Origin of the sequence: Treponema sp. J25 (assembly GCF_004343725.1) — a bacterium.
GTDB lineage: Bacteria > Spirochaetota > Spirochaetia > Treponematales > Breznakiellaceae > J25.
In genome coordinates this window covers 100,681-125,449 of sequence record NZ_PTQW01000012.1, presented here as the reverse complement: position 1 = coordinate 125,449, position 24,769 = coordinate 100,681, and the positions used below count along the sequence as shown (strand labels likewise).

The 24,769-nt window shown below is 48.4% G+C and carries 22 protein-coding genes and 1 riboswitch; of the genes, 12 read left to right on the top strand and 10 right to left on the bottom strand.

All coding sequences use genetic code 11. The features are described 5' to 3' along the window. Positions 1-453 precede the first annotated feature (453 nt). Together C5O22_RS04100 and C5O22_RS04095 are read left to right on the top strand one after the other, a co-directional pair. Positions 454-2,607 carry a peptidase domain-containing ABC transporter gene (locus C5O22_RS04100; protein WP_132779924.1) on the top strand — a complete coding sequence of 718 codons (2,154 nt, stop codon included), beginning with the start codon at positions 454-456 and terminating at the stop codon, positions 2,605-2,607. Then, a complete protein-coding gene (locus tag C5O22_RS04095; protein ID WP_165910394.1) occupies positions 2,604-3,746 on the top strand; it encodes an HlyD family secretion protein in 1,143 nt (380 codons plus the stop codon). Before C5O22_RS04100 ends, C5O22_RS04095 begins: the two co-directional genes overlap by 4 nt. An 82-nt stretch (positions 3,747-3,828) precedes the next feature. Here C5O22_RS04095 and C5O22_RS04090 read toward each other — a convergent pair whose 3' ends face one another. The 5 genes from C5O22_RS04090 to thyX form a co-directional block, all read right to left on the bottom strand. Then, a complete protein-coding gene (locus C5O22_RS04090; protein ID WP_132779922.1) occupies positions 3,829-4,638 on the bottom strand; it encodes a YdcF family protein in 810 nt (269 codons plus the stop codon). A 7-nt stretch (positions 4,639-4,645) separates the two neighbouring features. Next, entirely contained in the window at positions 4,646-6,160 is a 1,515-nt protein-coding gene (locus C5O22_RS04085; RefSeq protein WP_132779921.1) for a glycine hydroxymethyltransferase, read from the bottom strand. Between the two features lie 23 nt (positions 6,161-6,183). Then, a riboswitch (ZMP/ZTP riboswitch) is annotated at positions 6,184-6,284 on the bottom strand. A 219-nt stretch (positions 6,285-6,503) separates the two neighbouring features. Next, a complete protein-coding gene (locus C5O22_RS04080) occupies positions 6,504-7,661 on the bottom strand; it encodes a YibE/F family protein (RefSeq protein WP_132779920.1) in 1,158 nt (385 codons plus the stop codon). A gap of 142 nt (positions 7,662-7,803) precedes the next feature. Then, positions 7,804-9,321: an alkaline phosphatase gene (locus C5O22_RS04075; RefSeq protein WP_132779919.1), complete on the bottom strand. Its 1,518-nt coding sequence runs from the start codon at positions 9,319-9,321 to the stop codon at positions 7,804-7,806. Between the two features lie 104 nt (positions 9,322-9,425). Further along, the gene (thyX, locus tag C5O22_RS04070) at positions 9,426-10,343 is read right to left on the bottom strand and encodes an FAD-dependent thymidylate synthase (protein WP_132779918.1); all 918 of its coding nucleotides are present in this window, start codon (positions 10,341-10,343) and stop codon (positions 9,426-9,428) included. A gap of 94 nt (positions 10,344-10,437) precedes the next feature. Here thyX and C5O22_RS04065 point away from each other — a divergent pair, with 94 nt between their 5' ends. Next, on the top strand, positions 10,438-11,187 hold the full coding sequence (locus C5O22_RS04065; protein ID WP_132779917.1) for a class I SAM-dependent methyltransferase: 750 nt from the start codon (positions 10,438-10,440) through the stop codon (positions 11,185-11,187). 140 nt (positions 11,188-11,327) lie between these two features. Here the strand turns inward: C5O22_RS04065 and C5O22_RS04060 are convergent, their stop codons facing one another. From C5O22_RS04060 to C5O22_RS04045, 4 genes are all read right to left on the bottom strand, one after another. Beyond that, positions 11,328-12,266, bottom strand: a complete 939-nt coding sequence (locus C5O22_RS04060) for a PSP1 domain-containing protein (protein WP_132779916.1) — start codon at positions 12,264-12,266, stop codon at positions 11,328-11,330. A gap of 72 nt (positions 12,267-12,338) precedes the next feature. Then, positions 12,339-12,842 carry a YaaR family protein gene (locus C5O22_RS04055; RefSeq protein WP_132779915.1) on the bottom strand — a complete coding sequence of 168 codons (504 nt, stop codon included), beginning with the start codon at positions 12,840-12,842 and terminating at the stop codon, positions 12,339-12,341. After that, the gene (locus tag C5O22_RS04050) at positions 12,839-13,258 is read right to left on the bottom strand and encodes a bactofilin family protein (RefSeq protein ID WP_132779914.1); all 420 of its coding nucleotides are present in this window, start codon (positions 13,256-13,258) and stop codon (positions 12,839-12,841) included. Before C5O22_RS04050 ends, C5O22_RS04055 begins: the two co-directional genes overlap by 4 nt. 4 nt (positions 13,259-13,262) lie before the next feature. After that, on the bottom strand, positions 13,263-14,303 hold the full coding sequence (locus C5O22_RS04045) for a M23 family metallopeptidase (protein WP_207895344.1): 1,041 nt from the start codon (positions 14,301-14,303) through the stop codon (positions 13,263-13,265). 195 nt (positions 14,304-14,498) lie between these two features. On the opposite strand from C5O22_RS04045, the gene C5O22_RS04040 reads away from it, so the two are divergent. From C5O22_RS04040 to C5O22_RS04020, 5 genes are all read left to right on the top strand, one after another. Then, on the top strand, positions 14,499-15,272 hold the full coding sequence (locus C5O22_RS04040; RefSeq protein ID WP_132779912.1) for a TatD family hydrolase: 774 nt from the start codon (positions 14,499-14,501) through the stop codon (positions 15,270-15,272). Between the two features lie 28 nt (positions 15,273-15,300). Further along, positions 15,301-16,305 carry a tRNA dihydrouridine synthase DusB gene (gene dusB, locus C5O22_RS04035; RefSeq protein ID WP_132779911.1) on the top strand — a complete coding sequence of 335 codons (1,005 nt, stop codon included), beginning with the start codon at positions 15,301-15,303 and terminating at the stop codon, positions 16,303-16,305. Between the two features lie 99 nt (positions 16,306-16,404). After that, a complete protein-coding gene (dgcA, locus tag C5O22_RS04030) occupies positions 16,405-17,508 on the top strand; it encodes a diguanylate cyclase DgcA (RefSeq protein WP_132779910.1) in 1,104 nt (367 codons plus the stop codon). Positions 17,509-17,590: 82 nt separating this feature from the next. Then, positions 17,591-18,226 carry a rhomboid family intramembrane serine protease gene (locus tag C5O22_RS04025; RefSeq protein ID WP_207895343.1) on the top strand — a complete coding sequence of 212 codons (636 nt, stop codon included), beginning with the start codon at positions 17,591-17,593 and terminating at the stop codon, positions 18,224-18,226. Positions 18,227-18,347: 121 nt separating this feature from the next. After that, a complete protein-coding gene (locus C5O22_RS04020) occupies positions 18,348-19,211 on the top strand; it encodes a hypothetical protein (RefSeq protein WP_132779909.1) in 864 nt (287 codons plus the stop codon). Positions 19,212-19,264: 53 nt separating this feature from the next. Here the strand turns inward: C5O22_RS04020 and C5O22_RS04015 are convergent, their stop codons facing one another. Further along, complete coding sequence (locus tag C5O22_RS04015) at positions 19,265-19,681, bottom strand: secondary thiamine-phosphate synthase enzyme YjbQ (RefSeq protein ID WP_132779908.1); 417 nt, start codon at positions 19,679-19,681, stop codon at positions 19,265-19,267. A gap of 246 nt (positions 19,682-19,927) precedes the next feature. On the opposite strand from C5O22_RS04015, the gene pheS reads away from it, so the two are divergent. Genes pheS through C5O22_RS03995 form a run of 4 tightly spaced genes read left to right on the top strand, consistent with a single transcriptional unit; the run spans position 19,928 to position 24,748 of the window. Further along, positions 19,928-21,553 (top strand): phenylalanine--tRNA ligase subunit alpha, encoded by a 1,626-nt coding sequence (gene pheS / locus C5O22_RS04010; RefSeq protein WP_132779907.1) that lies wholly within the window; start codon positions 19,928-19,930, stop codon positions 21,551-21,553. Positions 21,554-21,571: 18 nt separating this feature from the next. Beyond that, on the top strand, positions 21,572-23,323 hold the full coding sequence (pheT, locus tag C5O22_RS04005) for a phenylalanine--tRNA ligase subunit beta (RefSeq protein ID WP_132779906.1): 1,752 nt from the start codon (positions 21,572-21,574) through the stop codon (positions 23,321-23,323). Positions 23,324-23,374: 51 nt separating this feature from the next. Further along, positions 23,375-23,866 (top strand): adenosine-specific kinase, encoded by a 492-nt coding sequence (locus tag C5O22_RS04000; protein ID WP_132779905.1) that lies wholly within the window; start codon positions 23,375-23,377, stop codon positions 23,864-23,866. Between the two features lie 12 nt (positions 23,867-23,878). Beyond that, positions 23,879-24,748 (top strand): VIT1/CCC1 transporter family protein, encoded by an 870-nt coding sequence (locus tag C5O22_RS03995; RefSeq protein ID WP_132779904.1) that lies wholly within the window; start codon positions 23,879-23,881, stop codon positions 24,746-24,748. The last annotated feature ends 21 nt before the right edge of the window (positions 24,749-24,769 follow it).

The following is a 24,769-nucleotide window of genomic DNA, read 5'->3' as shown; positions in this document are numbered from 1 at the left end:
GAACTGATAGTTTGGGGGAAACGAAAGGAACAATGATTTTTATTAGCAGCCTTGTTTTAACTGGTATTATAATTTTACCTGCTGCTTTTAAGTTTTTTGAAACTATAAAAAAATTAAAGGTATATAATTTTGTTAAGGGAGCGAGATATTTTTTTATCCTTACTAAAAAAAAGAGATTAAAATTTGAAATACATAATTACTTTTGTAATAGCCTATATTGTTTCTCGTTTGTTTTGGGGAGTAATAGGTTTTTCCTATTTACTATTTGAGGCGCCTTTTAATTTCTGGAAGCTTCTTGTTGATGTTGGTACATTCTGTGGTATTTATTTTTTTGTTTGGAATGTTATACGAATTGTCGAAAAGAATCAAAATATAATCAAAAATAAGGAGTTTGAAAATGAATAATGATGATCTTATGAGCTTATTGTTCAAAATACTGATTCCTATTTCTCTATGAAATGTATTCGTCAGCTTGATGAAACCGATTGTGGGGCCGCTTGTATTGCGATGATAGCCCGACATTATAAATCCCGCTCTGGAGTTACTCGAATTAGGGAAATTGCTGGGACCGATCGCCAGGGCACTACCCTGGGCGGAATGGTAAAGGCAGCAGAAACCTTAGGTTTTACAGCTCGAGCTCTTAAGGGAAACTATGAGGCCCTATCACCAGCTTTACCGGTACCCTTTATAGCCCACATTAAAAAAACAACACCCCAGGGTGGGCTTTTGCATTTTGTTGTTGTGGCACGGATAACGAAAAAAATTATTACAGTTTTGGATCCCGCTGAAGGTCGGCAAAAATATACAATTCAAGATTTTTGTAAACTCTGGACTGGCTATGTGGTATTCCTCTCTCCCGGGAAAGATTTTCTTATAAAAAAGAAAGAAGCGGGACTTTTTACTCGTTTTTTACCACTGCTAGTACCTCATAAAAGCGAATTAATCCAGGTAGGTATTTCTTCTTTGTTAATTACTCTTTTTGGAATCTCGGGATCTCTTTATTTTCGTTATTTAATTGATGAAATCCTTTTTTCTGGAGCCTTTACAAGCCTTCATGTAATTTCTCTGGGCATGGCAATTATCACCCTATTCAGGGTAATACTAGAAGTGATTCGTAACCATATAGTACTTACCTTTTCACTTAAAGTAGATTTCCGTCTTATATTTTCATACTTTAGACATGTGCTACATCTTCCAATTCCTTTTTTTGATTCCCGTAAAACCGGTGAAATCCTCTCTCGTATAGATGATGCTCAAAAAATTCGGAATGCCCTTTCGGAAGCGGCTGTAACGGTGGTTTTAGATATCCTCATGGTGCTTGTTGTCGCGGCGGTACTTTTTTTTCAATCGTCTTTGCTTTTCTGGGTTACCTTTTTGACTGTTCCTCTTTCTTCTGTTCTCGTTTGGTTCTTCTCCCGCCGCTTTGCCCGAGGATATCGACAGGTTATGGGAGAATCAGCCCATGTGCAGTCATATCTTGTTGAGGTTTTAGGGGGAAGTAATACGATTAAGGCTCTGAATGCAAGTAATCTTGTGTACGAAGAATACGAAAAACGACAGATGCATGTAGTTCATACTGCTTATAGCCTTGGTATAACCCGCAATTTACAAACTTTTTTTACTACTCTTATAGAAGGTTGGGTCACAAATGCGATTTTCTGGATTGGAAGTTATAATATTCTAAAAGGCCAGATGAGTCTTGGTCAGCTTATTTCTTTTAATGCACTCCTTGGTTATTTTACTGGTCCCCTTTCACGACTTATCAATTTACAACCATCTTTACAAGAAGCTTTTGTTGCCGCCGATCGGTTAGGTGAAGTTTTGGAATTAGAGGAAGAAATCCCTTCCTATGGTAAATGGCTTAAACCCCAGCGCTTTGCAGGAAAAATAGAATTTAACACAGTATCTTTTCGCTATGGAACTCGACGACCTGTACTGGAGGATCTTAATTTTAATATACAATCGGGGCAATGGGTTGCTTTTGTGGGACCCTCCGGTTGTGGTAAGACTTCTTTGGTAAAACTTATTTTAAAATTTTATAAACCAGAAAAGGGTACGATTTTTTTGGATGAGCATAATTTAGAGGATATCGATACGGTGCATCTCCGATCTCGTATTGGTTATGTGCCGCAAGATATTTTTTTGTTTTCTGGAACTATTGCAGAGAATATTAGCCTACACCAACCTGATGCTTCACTCGAAGAAATTGTGGAAGCAGCAAAAAAGGCTCGAGTCCATGATTTTATAGAAGCCTTGCCAGAACGATATAACACGGTTATATCAGAAAAAGGAGCCTCTTTATCTGGAGGGGAACGACAACGGATTGCTTTGGCCCGGGCTTTGCTTGGGAATCCTGACTTACTTATCTTTGATGAAGCCACAAGTAATTTAGATAGTATTTCGGAGCATGAAATTCACCAAACAATGGAAAACCTTCGAGGAGAAAAAATAACAACAATTCTAGTGGCTCATCGACTTTCAACAGTAGTCCACTGTGACAAAATTTTTGTGATGGAACATGGACGTATTGTTGAATCTGGAACTCATCAGGAACTGCTGGCTTATAAAGGACTGTATGCTCGGCTATGGGAAGGGGCCAGTATATGATAAAATTTGGGGACCTATCAAACTATAAATATGGGAGAGATTTCTTTGAACAAAAAATCCCATGGGTAAGTACCTATTTCATTGGGATTGTAGGTATCATAGTTGTTACGACGATTATCTGGGCTTGCCTTGGTTCAATAGATATCGTAATAAAAGCTCCAGCGTCACTTTGTTATCAGGATTACACTTCAATTATTAAGAATCCTGTTGCAGGAGTACTCCAGGAACGGTGCTATATCAATGGGTCTAAAGTGGGAAAGGGAGACCTGTTATTTCGAATCAATACAGAAACTTTGATGGTTGATTACACCTCTACGGTAACAGCTATAAAAAGAAGTGAGGAAGAATTACGAAATCTCTTATTATTTGAAAGAGCTGTTAAAGCAGGGACTAACCTTGTTTCTCCTTTATATGAACAGGCTTATGCAAGGGCTGCTCTCTATTTTGCCGATAAACGTAGTTTAGAGCTAAACCTTAAAAAGGCTACAAATGCTTTTGAAGCGGAACAGCGATTACCTAGTGAGATGGTTGCGGCAAAACGTATAAAGGATCTTGAAATCGAACGTGATCTTGCTCAGGCAAATTTAGATGCCTTTACACCAAGACAGTTACTTACTCTGGAGCAAGAAAAAGAACAAGTAACGGAAAAACTCGAAGCACTCCATAAACATCTTTCCATCGTTAACAAACAAATTCAGGATAGCCAAGTTCGAGCTCCTATTTCAGGAACTGTGGAGGAACTTAAGAAAATAAATCAGGGGGATTTCCTTTTTGAAGGGGAAGAATTACTCCGTATTGTTCCAGAAAATTCAAAATTCCTTACTGCAGAAATTTCTATTGCTAGCCGTGATATGGCTGATATCCGACCAGGAATGGCGGTGTCCCTCCGACTAAACGCATTGCCCCCCGCAGAGTACGGCGAGATTAAAGGTACGGTATGTAGCGTTTCGGCGGATGCTTTGTATTTAAACACAGGGGCCGCTTATTTTCTGGTAAAAGCTCTTCTTCCTCAGCAGTATGTGATGAACCGCAGGGGCCTTGCTATTCCCCTTAAAGCAGGCATGTCTGGAGAAGGCCGAATTATTACGGAACAAAAACGTATAATCCGCTATATTCTTGAAAAATTGGATTTCATTTAGGCGACCCTCAAATCCTGGAATCACTCTGCCGCTTCGGAGTAATTAAGACCGTTGGGGACCGCTGTACGGAGATAGGTCTAGGTTACAGCCTTCCCAGCAGTCGGTAGGCGATAAGGCCAAGCCATTCGCGGATGAGACGGGTGGAGCGCGTAAGGGCCCATGCGTCGGGGAAAAGGTCCGCAGGAAGAAGGAGGGGCTCCGCCTGGCTATCCACCGAAAAGGGGATGGCCGGGAGCTTGGTTTTCTTGGAGATGGCCAGGGCACGGGGGAGGTGCCAGGCGGAGCTCACGAGGAGTACCGGCCGAGGAGTGTGCTGACTGCTTTCAGCGAGGCCTTCCAGAATCTTTTTACTATAAACAATGTTTTCGTGGGTGTTTCGGGAAGCCACTTCTGTAATAATTGCCCTTTTGGGAACCCCCATAAGCGCTAAAATCTCCGCCATGTAGGGGGCTTCTTTCTTATCTGGAAAAGTAATAGAACCGCTGCCGCCGCTTGCAATTATAACAGGGGCAGCCCCGGCCCGATACAGCCGGGCGGCGGCGGTAAGCCGTTCAAAGGTGTCATTTCCTTCCACAAGGCCTGGCCGGGAAGCGGCGGGTTCCACGGTGCCTCCCAGAACAAGGATCGCCGTATAAGGAGCGCCAGCCATCACATCCTCAATCTGAGAAAGGGGTACTTCGTAAAGTCGGGAAAGGAGGCGGGTCACCATTGGCAGGGATAACAATGTTACCAGAATGAGAATAGAAAGACTTATCCCCTTAAGCCAGCGCTGAAATTGATTCCTGGCCTGCAACGATACAATAACCCAGAAACTCAGCACAAGACCAATAGCTAAAGGGGAGGTTAAAAGGGGACGCAAAATTTTAGAAATATAAAATACGATCGTCCCCATATCTCTTTTAATTATTGACGAAGGCTTTCTTTAATAATTCCAGATCGAGTTCTGGATAAACGGGAAACCGATCCAGAAGGGCCTTTACCCGCCGATGGGCTTCCGCTTTTACCATGGGGTCGATCACGTATTTTGCCTTGCTCGGCTGGGAAGGATTCTTGGGATCCGGTGCGGGCTTGGTCCCTTTCAGCACAAGGGCAATGATGGCCCCTAATTCTTTCATCTCCGTCGGTCCCATCCCTAAGGTGGTTACCGCGGCGGTACCAATCCGGAGCCCCGAGGTGTACCAGGGCCCATTGGGATCAAAGGGAAGGCTGTTCCGGTTCAAGGTGATGTTACATTCGTGGAGGGCGCTTTCCGCCTGACGACCCGTGAGTCCCTGGTTGCGAACGTTCACCAAAAACAGGTGATTGTCCGTACCGCCGGTAAGCACCTCAAGCCCTTCGGCCATACAGGCCGCGGCGAGGGCCTGGCTGTTCTCCACAATTTTGTGGGCATAGGTCTGGAATTCCGCGGTTCCCGCTTCCCGGAAGGCCACGGCCTTAGCGGCGATCACGTGGGGGAGGGGGCCGCCCATGGTAAGGGGGCAGCCCTTATCCAGAGCTTCGGCAAACTCTTTGGTGGAAAGCACGAGTCCCGCCCGCGGCCCCCGGAGGGTCTTGTGGGTGGTAGTGGTGACCACATGGGCGAAAGGAATGGGGTTGTAGTCCCCGGTAAAGACCTTGCCTGCCACAAGCCCCGCAAAATGGGCCATGTCCACCATAAAGACCGCTCCTACTTTATCAGCGATCTCCCGCATTCTGCGGAAATTGATTTTTCGGGGATAGGCAGAATAGCCCGCTAATAGAATAAGGGGCCGCACTTCCAGGGCCTGCTTTTCAATTGCGTCGTAATCTAAAAGACCCGTTTCTTTCGAAACCGTGTAGGTATACACATCAAACATTCGGGCCGAAACATTGTAGCGATACCCATGGGTCAGGTGGCCGCCGGAATAATAGTCCAGCCCCAACAGGCGCTGATTACCGAGCATCGTCTTAAGTTCTTTCCATTGTTCGTCGGACAGCTTATACAGATTGGTCTCGCCGAATTTCTCCAGGGCTGGCATTTCTACCCGGGTAGAAAGAATTGCCCAGTAGGCCAAGAGGTTGGCATCGGCACCACAGTGGGGTTGAACATTGGCGTATTCTGCCCCAAACACCTTACAGGCCTCGGCGGCGGCCAGGGACTCGATGGCGTCCACATTTTCGTTCCCCGCATAAAAACGGTGGTTGGGCATCCCCTCGGCATACTTGTCAGTAAGCAAATTCCCCATGGCGAGTTGCACCGCCATGGAACAGTAATTTTCACTCGCGATGAGCTTTACCCGGCTCCGCTGATTTTCCAGCTCCTTTACAATAGAGGCAGCAATTTCTGGAGCAACCCGGGAAGTCTCGTACAGATTGCAGAGGTAGGCAAGCAACGCTGTATTAACCTTTTCTAGAGGGATGGACGCAAGATAGGCTGTTACCGGATTAGTAGACATGGGTATATATCTCCTTTGTCAATGGTTCCTGCCCAGGCGTGCGACAGGCAATTGAACAATCCCTACGGGATCTCCAAGCTCCCCGATGGTTTCCCATCTTGAAACGCCAGTTGCTCTCTATTCCAGCAGCGAGTCCCTGCCTTAGTGGAGAAAAGGCCGCGGAGGACCCTTTTTATGATAAGGGGGCCTCACCGATGAGATATGGTAGCGGGAAACAACTAATCATGCAATAGGGTTTTCAAATAGACCCTTTGGAAAAAGTTTCCGAAAAACCGCCGGCGTTCTTATTAAAAGGACACCAGCGGTTAGCCAGGTTACTAAGAAATAGGGAGTTATGGCTTCTTTATGCCTTTTTTGCCGGTTTTCCCACGTAGACAAAGCCACCCACGAGGGCAGTGATAGGTGCTACCATAACCAGGCCAAAGCTCCCCACCATGGTGTGAATGATTTCGGCGGAGACATATATCATATTAAGGATATTTGCCAGCGGTATCCCCTGGGCAATAAAGGTCATGAGGAGGGCCGTATACCCACCGGTGTAGGCAAGGAGTAATGTGGTTGTCATGGTTCCTACCACATGGCGTCCCACGGTAAAACCGGACTTTATGAGTTCCCATCGGCTAATCTGAGGGTGCTTATGAACAATTTCGCCCATGGCGGCAGAAATATCCATGGAAAGGTCCATCACCGCTCCGCTGGACGCAAGAAACACTCCCGCCATGAATAAGCGGGGAAGCGAAAGCCAGTCAAAACCCATATAGAGGAGATTTTCCGCAAAGGGACGAATGGCCCCATGGATTTTAAACCAGGAGGTAAAGAAAAAGGCTAATAGGGTAGTAAGAAGAACTCCTCCCATGGACCCGATGAAGGAAACAAGGCCTTTTTTAGTAAAACCACCCACAAGGAAAATAATCACAAAGGTAAGCAGCGCAACTATCCCCAGGGTAAGTAACAGAGGGTCCCAGCCATACAAGATGAGAGGAAGAAGTACTTTAATAATAAGAGCCACAGAAAACACAAATGAAATAAATGCTTTAAAACCTATCCATCCTGCGAAACCGATAAGGACAAGGATAAAAAGAACAAAAAGCGCAAGAATCCCGTCCAAACGGAAGTGATCCATCACATTCACGTGGGCCACGTCCTTTTTATCTGGAGTAAGATCCATAACGACAAAGGCCGTGTCGCCGGGGGAAAACCATTTATCTAACTCTTTTTTACCAAGAAGATTATTGGTGGTAAAAAAATGGCGTCCTTTGAACCGGGTTGTAAGAATCTCTATTTCTAATTGTTGGCTTCCATGTTTAGAGGGACCAATCGTTTTAACCGTACTATTGTCTGTCGCAAGAATACGAGCTTTGGCCCAGAGGAAAGAACCCTCCGGATAGGGCGACGTAAAGCCGGTGGGAATAAAAAAAAGAACCCCACTTATGAAAGTGACCAGAATAGTAAATATCAGGTCCTGTCGATGGAGATGCAAAAAGGCTGTAAATCTATTCATATGTTCCCCTTTTGGGTAAATAACATCACCGTTAGACAACTGTTGAAGTGCCTAAAATCTAAGGGGCTCGCCCTTGTGGGCAGCCCCTGGTACTTTTTGATAATAGAGAGCCCTACTTTATTGTTATTTTGCTATTTACTACTTATTTCGCGGCCACCGGCGTCCCTGTTGTCGCGGGGGTAAGTCCAAGGCTGATCATCAATTTCTTAAAGATATCCGTATTGTCGTAATATCCCGCAAAGAGTTCCTGATTAACCCCTTTAGCAAAGACAGGTACGGGAACCCCCGTGTGGGAATAGCTGGTCCAACCGATACCCGCCATCTGGTTAAGGATTTGGGTAAGTTTTACCGTGAGGGGTTCGTAACCACCGTACAGCAGGTATTCTTCTTCTTTTATCGAGCGTTCTACTTCGTTCCCCATGGTCCGCTTAAAGGCCCGTTCCAACTGTTCCTTTTGAAGGACATTGAGGGAAGCGATATCGATACCAAAGGCATCCTTGATTGCCGGCGCCAGATCTTCCAGTTTAGCCTTATCTTTGGGGGTACTGGCCTTATAAGGTTTAAGAACTTCTTCATTGAATGCCACGTAGGACATTTTCTGGGGGGCAATCTTATCAAAGAAGGTTTCGTATTGGGTCCCGGCAAAACCAATGGCCATTCCACCAGTTTCATGGTCACCCGTGACCAGAACGAGCGTTTCGTTGGGGTGTTTTTCAGCAAAGGCCAGGGCCTCCCGTACGGCCGCATCAAAGGCGAGGGTATCCTTTATGGCACTTGCCGCATCGTTGGCGTGGCAAGCCCAGTCGATTTTTCCTCCTTCCACAAAAATAAAGAACCCATTGGGTCCATCCTGCAGAAGTTCAATCCCCTTGCGCACAAAGTCGGCAAGGGCGAGTTCCCCTTCCTTTCGGTCTATATCGTATTTCATAGCAGAGGAATCCTGGAGCACCGGATTGATGGCGATAACCTTACCGATCCCTGCCTTAAGGTTATCAAAGGCCTGTTTGGTCTCTACAATAGTATACCCCTGCCGTTTGGCGAGATCAAACACACTGGTAAGATCTTTGTTCTTTCCTTTGGGTTGCAGGAAACCACCGCCGCCAAAATAGTCAAACCCACTCGCCGTGAGCTGAACCGCAATGTTGTAGTAATTCCCTCGGGAAGGTTCCTTAGCGTACATTGAGGCAGGGGTCGCATGGTCTAGAGATACCGATGAAATAACCCCTATCTTTTTCCCCTGCTCTTTGGCGTATTCGGCGATGGTCTTGTAGGTTTTGGTCTTTGTTACATCCATGTTGATAACACCATTCAGGGTTTTGTGTCCCGAGGCAAAGGCCGTACCCGCAGAAGCTGAATCGGTGATAAGAGAACCCGCATCAAAGGTGGTACAAAGTCCTGTTACGGGAAGCTGGGAGAAGGCAAGGCGCTTTACATTTACCTCTTTGGAAGAGAGGGCGTTTGCGTACGCCTCGGTAGCGGTAATCTGGGGCATGGCAAGCCCATCACCTACAAAAAAGAAGATGTACTTAACCTTTTGAGAAGATCCCGAGGGGGTTCCCCCTTTTTGTTGATCCGCCGTACCACCGGCAAATACCTGGCTGCTTACCAGGGATACAACCAAAAATAGGCAGAAATTTCTAAACCAACCGTTCCTTTTCATCAAAGGCCTCCTTACAATTTGGTAAGCCTATGATGAAAGGAGACAGCTAGAGAATAATGAGAAAAATATAAAAAAATGATGAGAGTAAGAGATTTCGGCGGATGCTAGGCTTGTCGTCCGGTCCTCAATTTTTCTTCAAAGCGTTCCAGGTTTTTCCCCGTAAGGCGGCCGGTCTCAGCGGTAGACGCCCCATTGGCTTCGGGGCTCTTTGCATTCTGCAAGGCGGAGTGTTTCGTTTCTGGTTTTCCTTGCGGAGTAATTCCCAGCCGTCGCTGAAGTTCCGCAAATTCCTCCCGGGAAAAGCGCACTCCCCCCAGAATATGTCGTTCAAAGGATTCGCAGCACCGGGGGGCTACCGTCCGGGCAATATCGAACATAACCTGGGCATAGGCGCGAATCTCCTTTTGGGCATGGGGATCGAGACGAAGCTTTAAAAAATGGAAAAGGTTATGCAGATCCATTTGCCAATACCATTCAGTATATAAGGAAAGGGGAAGGTTTATTCGGGCAAGTTCCCGGGCAAGTCCCTGCTCCAGTAAGTTCTGATATTGTTGATAGGCCTGACGTTGACCTGCTTCTAACTGTTCCTGAATAAATCGACCGGTATCGGGGTCTACCGGTTCTGCCATCCGCCCCTGTTTATTGTCAGTGCTTTGAAGGGCGATGTCTTCTAAGGCGGGAACATAAAAATCATCTTTCATCACCGAGTAACGGCCAGAAATCTCGTTTAACCGGGCCGTTCGATGTCGCACCATCTGGCGGGCCACAAATATGGGAAGTTTTATATGAAAGGTGAGCACCACCTGTTCAAAAGGAGAGGTGTGCTCATTTCGAAGGAGATAATCGATAAGGGCCGCATCTTCCCGATAGGTTTTTGTTCCAGCCCCATAAGAAACCCGGGCTGCCTGGACTACCCGTTCATCACTACCAAGATAATCTACCAGGCGGACAAAACCTTTATCCAATACAGGGAATTCCTTATCCAAAATCTTTTCTGCCGCTTCCACAAAACAATGGGCCACTCTTACCTCCAGAAAATTTGTATGTTATTCTAAATGGAGTATACTATTTTTATATCAACTATTAAAAGTGAGTTAAAAGGAGTTGAATTGAAGGATGACAGATCAAAACCCCTTTTATGAAAACCTGCTTGAGTATTATGACGAAATTTTCCCCGTTACTCAACAGCGCATCGATTTTATTGTTTCTCATCTACCACCTCGTTCCTATCCCCAACGAATCCTCGACGTGGGCTGTGCCACCGGCGGAACCGCCATAGCCCTTGCTCGAAGGGGGCTAGAAGTAACAGGGATTGATAGCGACTGGGCGATGATTCAAAGTGCTAACCGAAAAAACCCAGAACCTAAAAGCAATGCCCGGTTTCTTTGCATGGATATGCGGGAAGTGGATTCCTGGTTTCCTCCTCGTTCGTTTGATACGCTCCTTTGTCTCGGTAACACGTTGGTACATCTGGATTCTCTGGGGACTATCGATACCTTTTTTGGCTCCATGGTGCGTCTGTGTCAGACCCCCGCAACGGTGATTTTACAGTTTGTGAATTATAAGGAGATACTTAAAACTCAGAATCCCCACTTGCCTCCTATTAAAACCTCCCGCTGCAGGTTCGAACGGCAATACCAGAAACTGTCCAATGGGAAAATTCTTTTTGAAGGACGCCTCTATTCTTCCACCGAAGAAATGGTATTCGAAGGGAGCAACGAACTGTATCCCCTCTTGTTGGATGATTGTATTCCTCTGCTCGAAAAACATTCTTTTACGAATATTAAAGTATATGAAGATTTTACGGGTGCTCCCTATCGGGATGATGGTCTCGGCGTGCTTGTGGTGGCTCACCTTATGAAATAGACTCTTTTTTCTTAAAGAGATACGGGACTAGTGGCTGTACCTTAGGGGACACCGCCGAAAAGATGCGGTCTTTGGTATAGGGTAAAAGCTTTGGCGAAAGGGGAAAAGCCCCTGGAGAGGAAATGTCCCCTTTCTGTGAATTAAGCGACGGGCTCTCCTTTTATGTTCCAGCGGTTTTCAACCTTCTCGAATACCTCTAAGGGTAACTGGACCAGTCTCCCGTCGTCGGCGGTGAGTTTGATTGTTTCTGCTATGGGATTTACTTCGGTAACCTTCCAGATGCTTCCCTGGTACGATACCTTGCACCCTTCCTGGGGCATCTGGCGGCGCTGCTCACTGTAGAAACCATATTCATAGGCAAGACAGCACAGAAGACGCCCGCAGGGACCGGAAATCTTCATCGAGTTAAGGGAAATGTTTTGGTCCTTTGCCATCTTGATAGAGACCGGTTTTAATTTGTCTGAAACGCTGTGACAACAGTAGGGTCGTCCACAGACCCCCAGCCCACCAATAACCCGCGATTCATCTCGAACACCGATTTGACGCAGTTCGATGCGGGTTTTAAAAACACCTACTAGATCTTTCACCAATTCCCGAAAATCAACCCGGTTCTCGGCAGTAAAGAAGAAAAGAATTTTAGAGTCTTCGAGAAGATAGTGGACCGCCACGAGCTTCATTTCTAGATTGTGGGCGGCAATTTTTTCTTTGCAAATCCGGTACGCTTCCTGTTCCTTCGCTTTGTCCTGTTCTGCCTTTTGGATATCCCGTAACTGGGCAATTCGATCGATCTGGACCACCTCTGCGGTCGTATAGCTCCCTGTGTTAGTAATGGGCCCGATGATCTGGGCCAGATCTTTCCCGTAACGGGTAGGGACCACAACCATCATCCCCGTAGATAAAGAAACCGATTTATCGTACATGGCAATAAATGTCTCGTGGGAGTAGGGAAGACGGGCCCGATAGAGGGGCACCGATGGCTCTATAGGTTTTGTCTCCCCTGTTATGGGTGTGGCAATGCTTATGGTTTCTTCAAAATGATCCTCCGGCGGAAGGTCATCGAAAACTGTATCTCCTTGCATTATAGCTACTCCTGATCTAACAAATGTCTCATTACCTCTATCGCCCCGGCTCCTGTGCCGGGATATTAGTTTCTACTCTAATAAATTTATTAATAAGCCCTTTATTTCATCTAGCTGGGCTAGAATCTGGATTTGAGATATTTGTCCAGAAAGAATTCCTGCTGCTAGTTGTTCTAATCGGGTATCGATTACTTTTAAAAGGGTGTATTTTTTTCGTTTTAAAATATTAAAACCACTGGTTTTCTCTTCTATGTCAAAGCTATGGTGTACTACATAGTGCATAAAACGCCGAACCGCCTCTTTGTATGCTACTATTCGATCAAGGAGGGGCTTTTCTTTCAGGGCTTCCCCCGCCTGGGTGACTTCGTCAAGCAGTTCCTGAAGGGGTTTCTCCGTTTCGCCAGTTTCCAGCGCTTCCGTCGTCTTTTCTTCTTGGGCCTTATCAAGGGTTGTCTTGAAGAGCGGGGGCTTTTTCTTTATGCCCTCCTGTCGGGCCTTACGGGCTTCTCCCTGGGCAACTCCATAGGTGTGGGGATTCAGTGAAAGGCTTCCTTCTGGTACTTCAACCCTGGTCATATACCGCTTCTGCTGGCTTCACGGATGCTCTGGGCATCCCGATAGGTAGTAACCCGTTCTTCCCAATCCTCCGGGCTGCTACTTCCTACGATAGCCCCCTTTATGATAGCTCCATCCTCAATTTTGATTTTTTTTGTATATACAGTACCGATAAGTATCCCTGTGGAAAGAATGACAACTCCCTCCGGGGCTAGAATGTCTCCTATAACTACGCCTCCGAGGGTACAGGCTGTGCACTGAATGTCTCCTTTAATACGGCCACTTTCTCCTATAACAAGTCTCCCTTTCACGGTAAGATCGCCTCGAATACTACCATCGATGCGGGAAAAACCACCGGCTGTTACAGTCCCCTGAATAAAGCTACCACTTCCGATAATAGTATTAACAATGAGGTCATTCCCTGTCTGTCGTGCCATGATGTTATTTTACCGTGTTTCGGGCTAAGGTAGACCGAATGTTAAGATATTTCATGGGATCCACCACATCGGAACCTATATGAACTTCGTAATGGAGGTGAGGACCCGTAGAAAGCCCCGTATTGCCAATATATCCAATTACCTGTCCTTGCTGAACCTTTTGTCCCTTTTGTACCCTAAATGCCTGGAGGTGGGCATAGCGGGTATAAAAACCATGTTTGTGCTTTATAATGATATAATTGCCGAAGCCACCTATATCATAATCTACCGTGACCACCTGGCCATCCGCTGCAGCTACCACTGGATCCCCCTGTCGATAGGTGGAAAGATCTACCCCTTTGTGAATATACCATTGGCCGGTGAAGGGATTGATGTTTTGACCAAAGTACATTGATATATGGCCGATTCCTCCTTGAATAGGCCATATACTGGGGATATCGGTCAGAAGCGTATTCTGGGAATCCAGGAGATTGCCTATCTCTTTCAGCGGATCCACCGCAGAGGAAAGATAGCCTGATAAGCGACGCAATTCGCTCACCTCTTTTAAGGTCCCCTGGGCGGTTTCTTTTATCTCAAAAAAAGAACTGAGATCTCCCTGCTGCGCAGAACTGGTAGTAGCAGGTTTAGAAGTAAGCCCCAGCGTAGAAAGGGTAGAAGAAAGGGCCGCTTCAAAACTCTTGGCAGATCGCAGAAGATTGGCCGTTTCGTCCCGCAGCATATCAAGGTTGGCCTGGGCTTCCTTTAATTTACTTTCGTTTTCAACCAGGGCCCCCCGGGTGCCGCTATACAACGCCCCATACCAGAAAAAGGCCCCCACAATTCCTGCTAACACCAGAAGAACCAGGGCAAAGGAAAAGATACTTATCTGTAAATTGTATACCCGCTTTTCCGAATGAGGTACGACGACAATTGAATACTTCTTTCTCCCAAAATGAAAAAAAGCGCGCAGTGCATCTCCAATACTTCTCCCTAGCCGAACGAAGAAACGCCCTGTTTTTTTGAACAGGGAGTTTTCTAATTTTTTATAACGATGCACCGAAGCCACTCTCTTGCTCCCTTCTAATAACATTATGTACTTAATAAAATCCTGCTTATTATACCAGTTAATTTAAAAATATGTCAAATCATCCATTGTCTCTCCATAGTAATTTTTATTTTTCGTTGACGATTAAAAACTCTTGTGGTATAGTAATAGTATCCAGTTTGGAAGCCCCCTATCATAACACTTTTGGACTAAGCCATGCAGTATTTTGATACTCACGCCCATATAGGGCTCATCTATGATGACCCTATTGAACAACTTATTGTTATTCAAGAAGCCCGGCAAGCTTCGGTGACCCGGATTGTTTCGATTTGTAATAGTTTGCACGACTTTGTCCAGGTATACGAAAACCTGAAATCGGCGACGAATGTCTACCACGCGGTAGGGGTTTCTCCGTCGGAGGTGCAAAATCCAGGTAAAAACTGGATTCAAACAATCGAACAGAGCGTGCGACTCCCGCGGGTGGTCGCGATCGGAGAGATTGGGCTGGATTATTATCGAAAATTTGGGGATAAGAAGTCTCAGATTGAGCTTTTTATCACCCAGCTTGAACTGGCGGCAAAATTAGATTTGCCGGTGATCATCCACAATCGAGAGGCCGGTCAAGATGTGCTGGAGATTTTGCGGGACCGCCTTCCTCCAAAAGGAGGGGTGCTCCATTGTTATTCAGAGGATGCGGCCTATGCGGAAAAGGCCCTGGATCTCAATGTTTATTTTAGTTTTGCAGGGAATCTTACGTATCGCAATGCGAGGAACCTCCACGAGACGGTGAGGATCTTGCCGCTGGATCGAATTTTGATAGAATCGGAAAGTCCCTTTATGGTGCCCGCCGAGTTCCGGGGGAAGCGCAACATGCCGAAGTACCTTCCCAGCACGGCCCGTTACCTTGCGACGATGCTCGATATGGATGAGGAAGAATTAGCGGCTATTCTCTGGGAGAATTCAAACCGCTTCTTTGGTTTGCCCGCATAACGTCCCGGGAAGGGTATGTTTTTTCACTATGGGTGAATGCTTGTACCGTCCCCTGCGGATTGGCTCGGTGAATCTGGAGGGAAATCTTTTTCTTGCTCCTGTCGCCGGTTATACGGACCGGGCCTTCCGTTCTATCTGTGTGGAAGCGGGGGCGAACCTTACCTGTACTGAACTGATTTCTGCGGAGGGCCTTGTGCGGGACTCAAAAAAGACTGCCCAGATGCTCCTCAGGGCCCCCAATGAGCGTTGCTATGTGGTTCAGTTGTTTGGTTCCGACCCCGCTACCATGGCCCGGGCAGTAGCGCTTCTTGAGCCCTATCAACCAGCAATGGTGGATATCAATTGTGGTTGCCCTGTTCCTAAGGTAGTAAAAAGTGGGGCAGGGGCTGCCCTGTTGCGGGATCCAGATCGGCTTGCAAGGGTGGTGGAATCGGTAGTCCTGGCTACTCAAAAATATCTGGGAGGGGTCCCGGTAACGATAAAAATTCGTTCAGGATGGGACGAAGCATCGATAAATTATCCCCTCGTGGCTCAACGAGCACTAGAGGCGGGGGCAGCAGCGATAGGTTTCCACGCGAGAACCCGAGCGCAGGGATATTCAGGAAAGGCGAATTGGGAGTATATTGCTCATCTTGTAAGTCTTGTACCCATCCCCGTTATCGGTTCAGGGGACCTGTTTACCCCAGAAGACGGGAAACGCATGCTTGAATATACGGGCTGCGCGGCCATCATGTTTGCCCGTGGGGCTATGGGAAACCCCTTTATCTTTACCGAGACCCGACAGCTTTTAGAAAAGGGCTATTACGACCCTGTTCCGGTAGAACAACGGCTTCAATGGGCCCTTCGTCAGCTAGAACTGAGGGTTCTGGATGTAGGGGAAGATATAGCATGCCGGGAAATGCGCAAGCAGTTTTGTGCGTACGCTAAAGGCATGCCCGGGGCATCCCATCTGCGAAATGCCGTTGTTCAAGCCAGAACTATAGAAGAATATCGGCAAATTGTAGCTCAGGCCTTCCCACACATGCATTTTTAACTAAAAAATGGTTTCAGACCCTTGCATTTTATTAAAAAATGGAGATAACTGTATAGTAAAATTTTGTACTTTCTAAAAAGGGGTGATATAATAGGGACCATGAATAAATCCGATTCGTCCCAGGAGCTCCCCGCTGAACTAGTGGAACATGTGTATGAGCCCTTCTATGTGGATTACGAGAAACAGATTTATGATTTGAAGCAGCTCCTGGAAATCTCTAAAAGTTTGAATTCTACCCTAGATTACGCGATTCTTATCGATTCTATCCTCTTTATATGTATGGCTCAAATGAAGGTTATTCGGGCGGCTATCTTTGCAAAAAAGAATCTGGACGCTACAGCTTTTTCCTTGCAGCGTAATTACAAAGGCTTTGATGTGGATCACTCTCTTGATTATTCAATCCCGGAAGATCATAAGCTTATCACCTTCTTTTCTCAAAAGTATGGCTGTTATACCCTGGATGATATTCATCGAGAACTGGGGCCCTTAGAAGGTCTTGAGCACATCGAACGGCTGGAACCCAGTTTGCTGGTTCCCTTAAAGGCAAAGGGGCAGATCAATGGTATCCTTATGCTCGGGGAACGGATCGATGATAGTGATTTTGATCCCTATGAGCGGGAATATCTCTTAAACATTGCCACCCTTGCGGCTATTTCAATAAACAACGCCTTCCTGTTTGAAATGACCACCACCGATATGATGACTAAGCTCCGCATGAAGCATTACCTGTTTACGGTGCTTCAGGAACGGTTCAATAATTTTGAAAATCCCCTCCGTAATTTTGGCATAATCATGTTTGATATCGATTTCTTTAAAAAATTCAATGATACCTATGGCCATACCTGTGGAGATTATGTGCTTGTTCAAGCGGCCCATATCATTGCCGACCATATTCGTTCTACTGATATTGCCGCTCGTTTTGGAGGAGAAGAATTTGTAGTATTAGTGGTGGAAGAAAATCCTTCTGCGGAGATTCAAAAGATATCTTTTCAGATTGCCGAACGAATTCGGCAAGCCATAGAACAGGCGCCCCTGGAATTTGAAGGACAGAAACTCCATATCACTATCTCCGGTGGCATCGCTTGTTATGATCCGCTGGTGGATGCATCCCCAAAACAGGTGGTGGATCGGGCTGACCGCGCCTTGTACCGTTCTAAACAAGAAGGGAGGAATCGGATTTCCATCGATGTGCCCCGGAACTGAAAAGCTCCCTGGGATAGCAGCTTCTTAATTAAGGGACAATTTTTTGTTGACCTGAAAAGCGTTCTTGCCGTATCTTTGTATCATGCTTGTTCAGTTTATCCGGAAACCGCTGCGCTATCGATATGATAATGTGGTGTTAATCCTTATCGGAATTAACCTGCTTGTTTTTTTGGTACAGAATCTGATTGCTCAGGCAACTTCGTACCTCGCATTAAATCCCGTGGCGATGGTGCGCTTTGGTATGTTCTGGCAGCCCCTGACGTACATGTTTACCCACGGGAGTATTTCTCATCTCCTTTTTAATATGCTGGGCCTTTTCTTCTTTGGAATCCCCATGGAACGCCATGTGGGCTCCAAGGAGTTTCTGCTCTATTATCTTGTTACGGGTATTCTGGCGGGGCTTTTTTCGTTCGGGGTTTTTTTGCTCACCGGTTCTTATTTTACCTATCTAGTAGGGGCTTCCGGCGCAATTTTTGCCGTGCAATTGGCCTATGCGACCTTTTTCCCTGATTCGGTGGTTTTTCTCTGGGGTATCCTTCCCCTGCGGGCGCCGGTGATGGTCCTTGGTTTTACCGCCCTGGAACTTTTTTCTGCCATTACGGGAACCCAGAATGGAGTAGCCCATGTAACCCATCTGGCGGGTTTCTTGTTTGGCTGGCTGTATTTCCTGGTCCGTTTTGGGGTTAATCCCTGGAGATATCTGGTGCGCCGCTCCTAGAATGTTGAATGGGAATAGAGGGAGTGAGCGGGGGCGTTGAGTCTAAAAACGAGCTACCCCGCTGAGTCCCCAAAAATTGGGTAGGCGCGATAAATACACAGGGCGGGGTAAAAAGCGAAAGATGGTACTCCTCTTTATAGTTTTTTTTGCTTTAATTTTTTCTTCCCCTATAAATGCCCAAGCGGTGGTGCGGGGCGAGGTCCGTATCGATTTAGAACCGGTATATCTTTCGTTTTTAGAGGAACATGGTCCATTAGATACGACCGTTGCGCACCAGCGAGCCCTGGAAGAGGCCTTTCTGAATGTTTCTGCCCACATTTATGGCTGGCGCTTTGCCTATGAGATAGGCGAGCGGGCCCGACAGATTGAAGAAAAGCTCGAGCTATTCTCGGAGGGCACTATCCGCTGGGGGGACCCCCGCTTTTCTGTGACCGATGCGCGGGTAGAGGGATCTACCTTTGCCATCTGGGTAGAGTACCGACCAACCCCCGAAGAAGAGCGCCGGCTTGCTTTCTGGAAATCAGGGCAGATCCTTCTTTTACAAGGGGTGGGGACCGGAGCTCTTTCGGGGCCCGGCCCTGCAGGGGCAGAGGCTGCTCCCAATGGAGGTGGCTTGCCCACAGTACCGGGGGCTTCTCCCGGCGAGGAGGGGGATAACTCTTTGAGGAAAGGCCGCTCCACCGGCGGGGCTAGTTCCGATTCCCCGGAGAAAAGCGCCCTTCCTTCTCAAGATGGGCTTGCCGCCGGAGGTTGGGCGCCCGTTCCGGGACCCTGGTACGACGGTAAGCGCCGGGCCCTGGAGGATGCGGCCCGGGCCGCCATTCGGGCCTACCTGCGAAAGACCGAGCGGAACCGCCCAAAGGAAGCCCACGGATACATTGCCCTCGCTTCCTTTCCCCGCTATTGGATACAGGCGGGACGCTGGACATGCCAGGCCCGCTTCCGGGTTATTATTACCGATGTGGTTCCCTTCGCGGTGCATTAATGGCGCGAGAGACGTAAAGAGGTGGAACTACTCTTCTTTTGGGGCCTGTCGGATTATTCCCCAATGATTTTTACCAGCACCCGTTTTCGGCGCTGACCATCAAATTCACCATAAAAGATTTGTTCCCAGGGGCCAAGATGCAATCTTCCCTGGGTAATGGCGACGACTACCTCTCGTCCCATAATTTGCCGCTTCATGTGGGCATCGGCGTTATCTTCTCCCCGGTTGTGGTAATACGACGAAACGGGCTCATGGGGGGCTAGTTTTTCAAGCCAGATATCAAAGTCGCGATGGAGTCCACTTTCGTCATCGTTAATAAAGACACTTGCTGTGATGTGCATGGCGTTTACCAAGCACAGCCCTTCCTGAACCCCCGAGGCCGCAACGAGGGCTTCCACCTGGTCTGTTATGTTGATAAATTCCCGGCGTTGTTTTGTCTCAAACCACAATTCCTTCGTTAAGCTCTTCATAGGGTAACTATAAAACGCAAGTCCTTAAATGAAAAGCGGCTCCTTGCTTGGCGCGTGGCGGATTAACAGAACCGGGGTTGCCTAGTCTCCAACACCGATTCAGGAGGTGAGGGATGATACTGTGGGGATGAGGTAAGCTGTATCAGGAGGGAGTAAAGCTCCAGGTGGGCTTTCTTCTTCCTCTCTTTACAGAGGCGCCCTTCTAGGATACGTTAGATGGTATAGCACATTGGTACGGGAGTTCTCATGGATATCCAGAACACGGTAAAGAACCTGCATCCCCTGGAGGTGCGGATTATTCGGCACTACAAAAGAGGGGATGAATTAAGTATCGAAAAAGTAGAGGCAGAGCTACAGTTTAAGCCGGGCAATGGGAATCAGGCCCTTTCGTGGCTCCTGGGAAAAGGCTTGATTCAGGAAATCCGGCGGGAACCACTTGTGTTTTTTGAGTTAACCGAATTGGGGGAACTCTGGGCCCGAGAGGGAACTCCGGAGGAACGAATTCTGCGCCTTCTTGCCCAGGAAGGGGCCCTGACGATGGGAGAACTTGCCCAGCGCTTGAAGCTGGAAAACAAGGATGTGGGAAGCGCCTATGGCCTTTTGTCAAAGGCAAACCTGGTAGTAATGGATGAACAGAAGCGGGTTTGCCTTGCTCCAGGCTGTAGCCTCGGGGCGGATGGTTTACCAACCGCAGGACCCGGAAGCCAGCGACTCCGGCTGATTCGGGGGCTCCTCGAGCGGGCGCTAAAGCTCCGGGAGGGAACCGGCAAAGGCGAAGACAGCAGTGGTTTGCTAAAGGAAGAGAACCTCTCGCCGGAAGAGCGGGAACTTATGAAAAGTATCGCCAAAAAGCGGGGGGCCGCCGATAGCGCTTTCCGCATTGTGGAACGGGAAAAGGTGATTTACACCTTTACGGAACAGTGGCAGGCGGTGTTCCAGGCCCTGCAAGAGGCGGGAATCACGGGAGATGAAATTGGCGCCCTCACCCCTGAACTGTTAGCCAGTGGGGCCTGGAAAAATGGCCGATTCCGTTCATATAACATTCAGGTGCCTCCTACCCGTCTTTTAGTGGGCCGCTCTAACCCCTACGCGCGATTCCTGGAAGATGTAAAGGACAAGCTGGTTTCCCTGGGTTTTGAAGAATTTGATGGATCCCTGGTGGAAACGGAATTCTGGAATTCCGATGCCCTTTTTATGCCCCAGTTCCATTCTGCCCGGGATATCCATGATGTGTACTATGTGGCGGAACCACAGAAGGCCCAGTATATCGAAGAGCCCTGGTTAAGCCGGGTTGCGGCGGCCCATGAGAACGGCGGTGATACGGGAAGCCGGGGCTGGCGCTATACCTTTGACCGGGAATTTACCCGCAGGCTTATTTTGCGAAGCCAGGGAACGGTCCTCTCTGCCCGGCAACTTCCCAAAGCGAAAATTCCGGGGAAATATTTTGGTATTGTGCGCTGTTTCCGCTATGACCGGGTAGATGCGACCCACCTTTCGGATTTTTATCAAACCGAAGGGATAGTTCTGGGAGAGGATGTAAATCTCCGCACCCTTCTGGGGATGCTCGAGATGTTTGCCACAGAAGTAGCCGGAGCCAAGGAAGTAAAGTATGTGCCGGGCTATTTCCCCTTTACGGAGCCATCGGTGGAGGTTCATATCAAGCATCCCGTCCTCGGTTGGTTTGAGTTAGGGGGGTCCGGGATTTTCCGTCCCGAGGTAACCCAGTCGCTGGGAGTGAACGTGCCCGTAGCGGCCTGGGGTATCGGTATCGATCGGATGGCCCTGATGGCCCTGGGCCTCAACGATCTACGGGAACTCTTTAGTTATGATATCGAAGCGGTACGGCTGCGCCGGACGAAGGAAAGCCTCTAATCCTCAGGAGTTACTGGTATGCCAAAGATAGAAGTACATGAACAGTTGTTGTATTCCCTCATAGGATATCGATGGGAAGGTCGGGAGGCCTTTGAAGAAGCCCTTACCTGTGCCAAGGCGGAATTGGATGAAGACTCTGACAAGAGCCTTCCCGAATCTGCGCGCATTCTTAAAATTGAATTGAACGATACGAACCGCCCCGATCTCTGGTCCACCGCGGGACTTGCCCGGCAACTCAGGTTGTACCATCGATCGGCGCCGATCCCTGCCTATCCCTTTTTTAGCCGTCCGGGGCAGGCCTTACCCACCACCTATCGGGTGATAGTGGATGGGGCCCTGAAGGATATTCGTCCCTATATCGGTGCCTTTGTGGTAAAGGGTAAAAAGATTGATGAGGCCCAACTGAAAGACGTAATCCAGACCCAGGAAAAGCTCTGCTGGAATTTTGGCCGCAAACGGCGTTCCATTGCCATGGGGGTGTATCGGACTGCCCTCATTCAGTGGCCCGTGCGGTATGTGGCGGCAGACCCCGATGCTACCCGCTTTGTTCCCCTGGGAATGGAAGAAAAACTTTCCCTTCGCGAAATCTGTCAGAAGCATCCAAAAGGCATAGAATACGGCCATATCGTTGCGGGCTTCCCCCGCTTTCCCTACCTTACCGATTCGGCGGGCGAGACCCTCTCGTTTCCACCGGTGATCAACAGCGCCCGCATTGGGGCCGTGGAGGTGGGGGACGATGAACTCTTTGTGGAAATGACGGGTACCGATATGGAGTCCCTGGCCCTGGCTATCAGCATCACCGCCTGCGATTTTGCTGATGCGGGCTGGACGGTTCAGCCGGTGCTGGTGGAGTATCCCTACGATACCCCCTTTGGCCAGCAGGTGACCTTCCCCTACTATTTCCAGGAGACCCTCTTTTGTTCCCTGAGCCGGATCTATCGTTTCCTGGGAGAGGCCCTGGACCAGGAGGCCTGTCTTGGGGCGCTCCGTCGGATGGGGGTGCGGGCCGAGGCCGCAGAGGATCGAGAGGCCCGGGAAGCTCGTTCCGAGCCGGGGATTCGGGTGTATCCGCCGGAGTATCGTAACGACTTTCTCCACGCCGCCGATGTGGTAGAAGAGGTGATGATTGGCCGGGGGCTTAACAATTTTATGCCCCTTAAGCCTCAGGATTTTACCATTGGCCGGCTTACGCCGATAACCCTTTTTAGCCGCAAGGTGAAGGAACTCATGATTGGCCTGGGATACCAGGAGATGATTTATAACTATCTGGGTTCGAAAAAAGACTTTATCGAAAAGATGTGCCGGGATGGCTCTTCCATTGTACGGATCAGTAATCCCATGACGGAAAACTACGAGTATGTCCGGGATTCGGTGCTCCCTTCTCTACTCATGTCCGAATCTGTTTCGGGTCATGCGGTGTATCCCCACAGAATATTCGAGGTAGGCAAGGTGGCCTATCGGGATAGTTCGGAGAACTATGGGGTTGCCACCCGGCAGTACCTGGGCTTTTTGCATGCCGCTCCGGAGGCTAACTTTAATGTGGTAGCCAGTCAGATCCAGGCTTTGTTCTATTACCTTAATCGGTCCTACGAAGTGGCAGAAGTTACGGACAGTCGCTTTATCCCGGGCCGGGTTGCGGCGGTGCTCTGTGGAGGAGTAAAAGTAGGAGTATACGGGGAACTCCACCCTCAGGTGCTTGAGAACTGGGGTATTACGGTACCCTGTACGGCCGCCGAACTAGACCTGGATGTGCTTAAAGATAGTCATTAAGCAGTGGAAGACAGGGGGTGTTCCCCTGGTCATCGCTGGAAGGAGGTTCCTATGGCCCTTTCTTTTGAAGTAGTATCCCTACCGGTCCCGCAGGATAAAAACGTGATTGTGGGACAGGCCCATTTTATTAAGACCGTGGAAGATATAGGCGAAATTCTTGCCGCTTCAGTGCCAGGCATCCAGTATGGGCTTGCCTTTAATGAAGCCTCCGGCCCCTGCCTTATCCGTACCGAGGGGAACGATGAAACCCTGGTTCAGGCCGCCGTGGCCTGTGCCCAGGCGGTGGGGGCGGGACACACCTTTTATCTCATCCTGGGGAATGCCTATCCTATCAATGTGCTGGATAGAATAAAGGCCTGTCCCGAGGTGTGCCGAATTTTCTGCGCCACCGCGAATCCGGTGCAGGTCGTGGTGGGGGTGACTGAACAGGGCCGGGGTATCATGGGAGTAATCGATGGTTCAAGCCCGAAGGGGGTGGAAGAGGCCCATCATAAAAAGGAACGGAAGGAATTACTCCGTCGCTTTGGCTACAAGTTCGCCTAGGAGGTGCTTTTTATGGATGAAAAAACGATTCGATGGGCGGCGATTGCGGCCCAGAAAACGGAACTGACCGAATACTATGTGTACACAAAACTGGCAGATATGGTGCAGGATCCCCATAATGCCCAGGTCCTTCGGGACATTGGGGCGGCGGAGAAGCGGCACTCCGAGTACTGGCAGGGTAAGACGGGGGTAACCGTAAAACCGAATCGATGGAAAATCTGGAGGACCCTTTTTATGGCCCGCCTGTTTGGGCTTACCTTCGTGCTCAAACGGATGGAAAAAAATGAGGGAACCGCCTCTAAACGGTACGAAATCCTTGCCCAGGCCTATCCGGAAGTGCGTCAGATTATGAACGATGAGGCGGAGCACGAAAAAAGTCTCCTCAACCTGTTGGATGAGAAACTCTTACAGTATGTGGGATCCATTGTTTTAGGACTGAACGATGCTCTGGTGGAATTGACGGGAGCCCTGGCGGGTTTTACCCTTGCCCTGGGAAACACTAAAACGATTTCCCTGGCAGGACTGGTGACGGGCGTTTCGGCGGCCTTCTCGATGGCCGCCTCGGATTATCTTTCGTCGAAGGCCGAAGGGGATAGTCGGGCGGCCACCTCTGCCATTTACACGGGGGTAGCCTACCTTATTACGGTCATTTTGATGATTCTTCCCTACCTGCTCCTGGACGCTAAATTTATAAGCCTCGGACTAACCCTGGCCATTGTCATTCTTATCATCATGTTGTTCAATTATTATCTTTCCGTTGCGAAGGACCTGGATTTTAAGCGGCGCTTCTTTGAAATGGCCTTTATCAGTTTGGGAGTGGCGGCCTTTTCCTTTGGTCTGGGGTATGTGCTTAAAATCTGGCTTGGCGTGGATGTGGAGTAAAGCTTAGGAATCAACATGGGT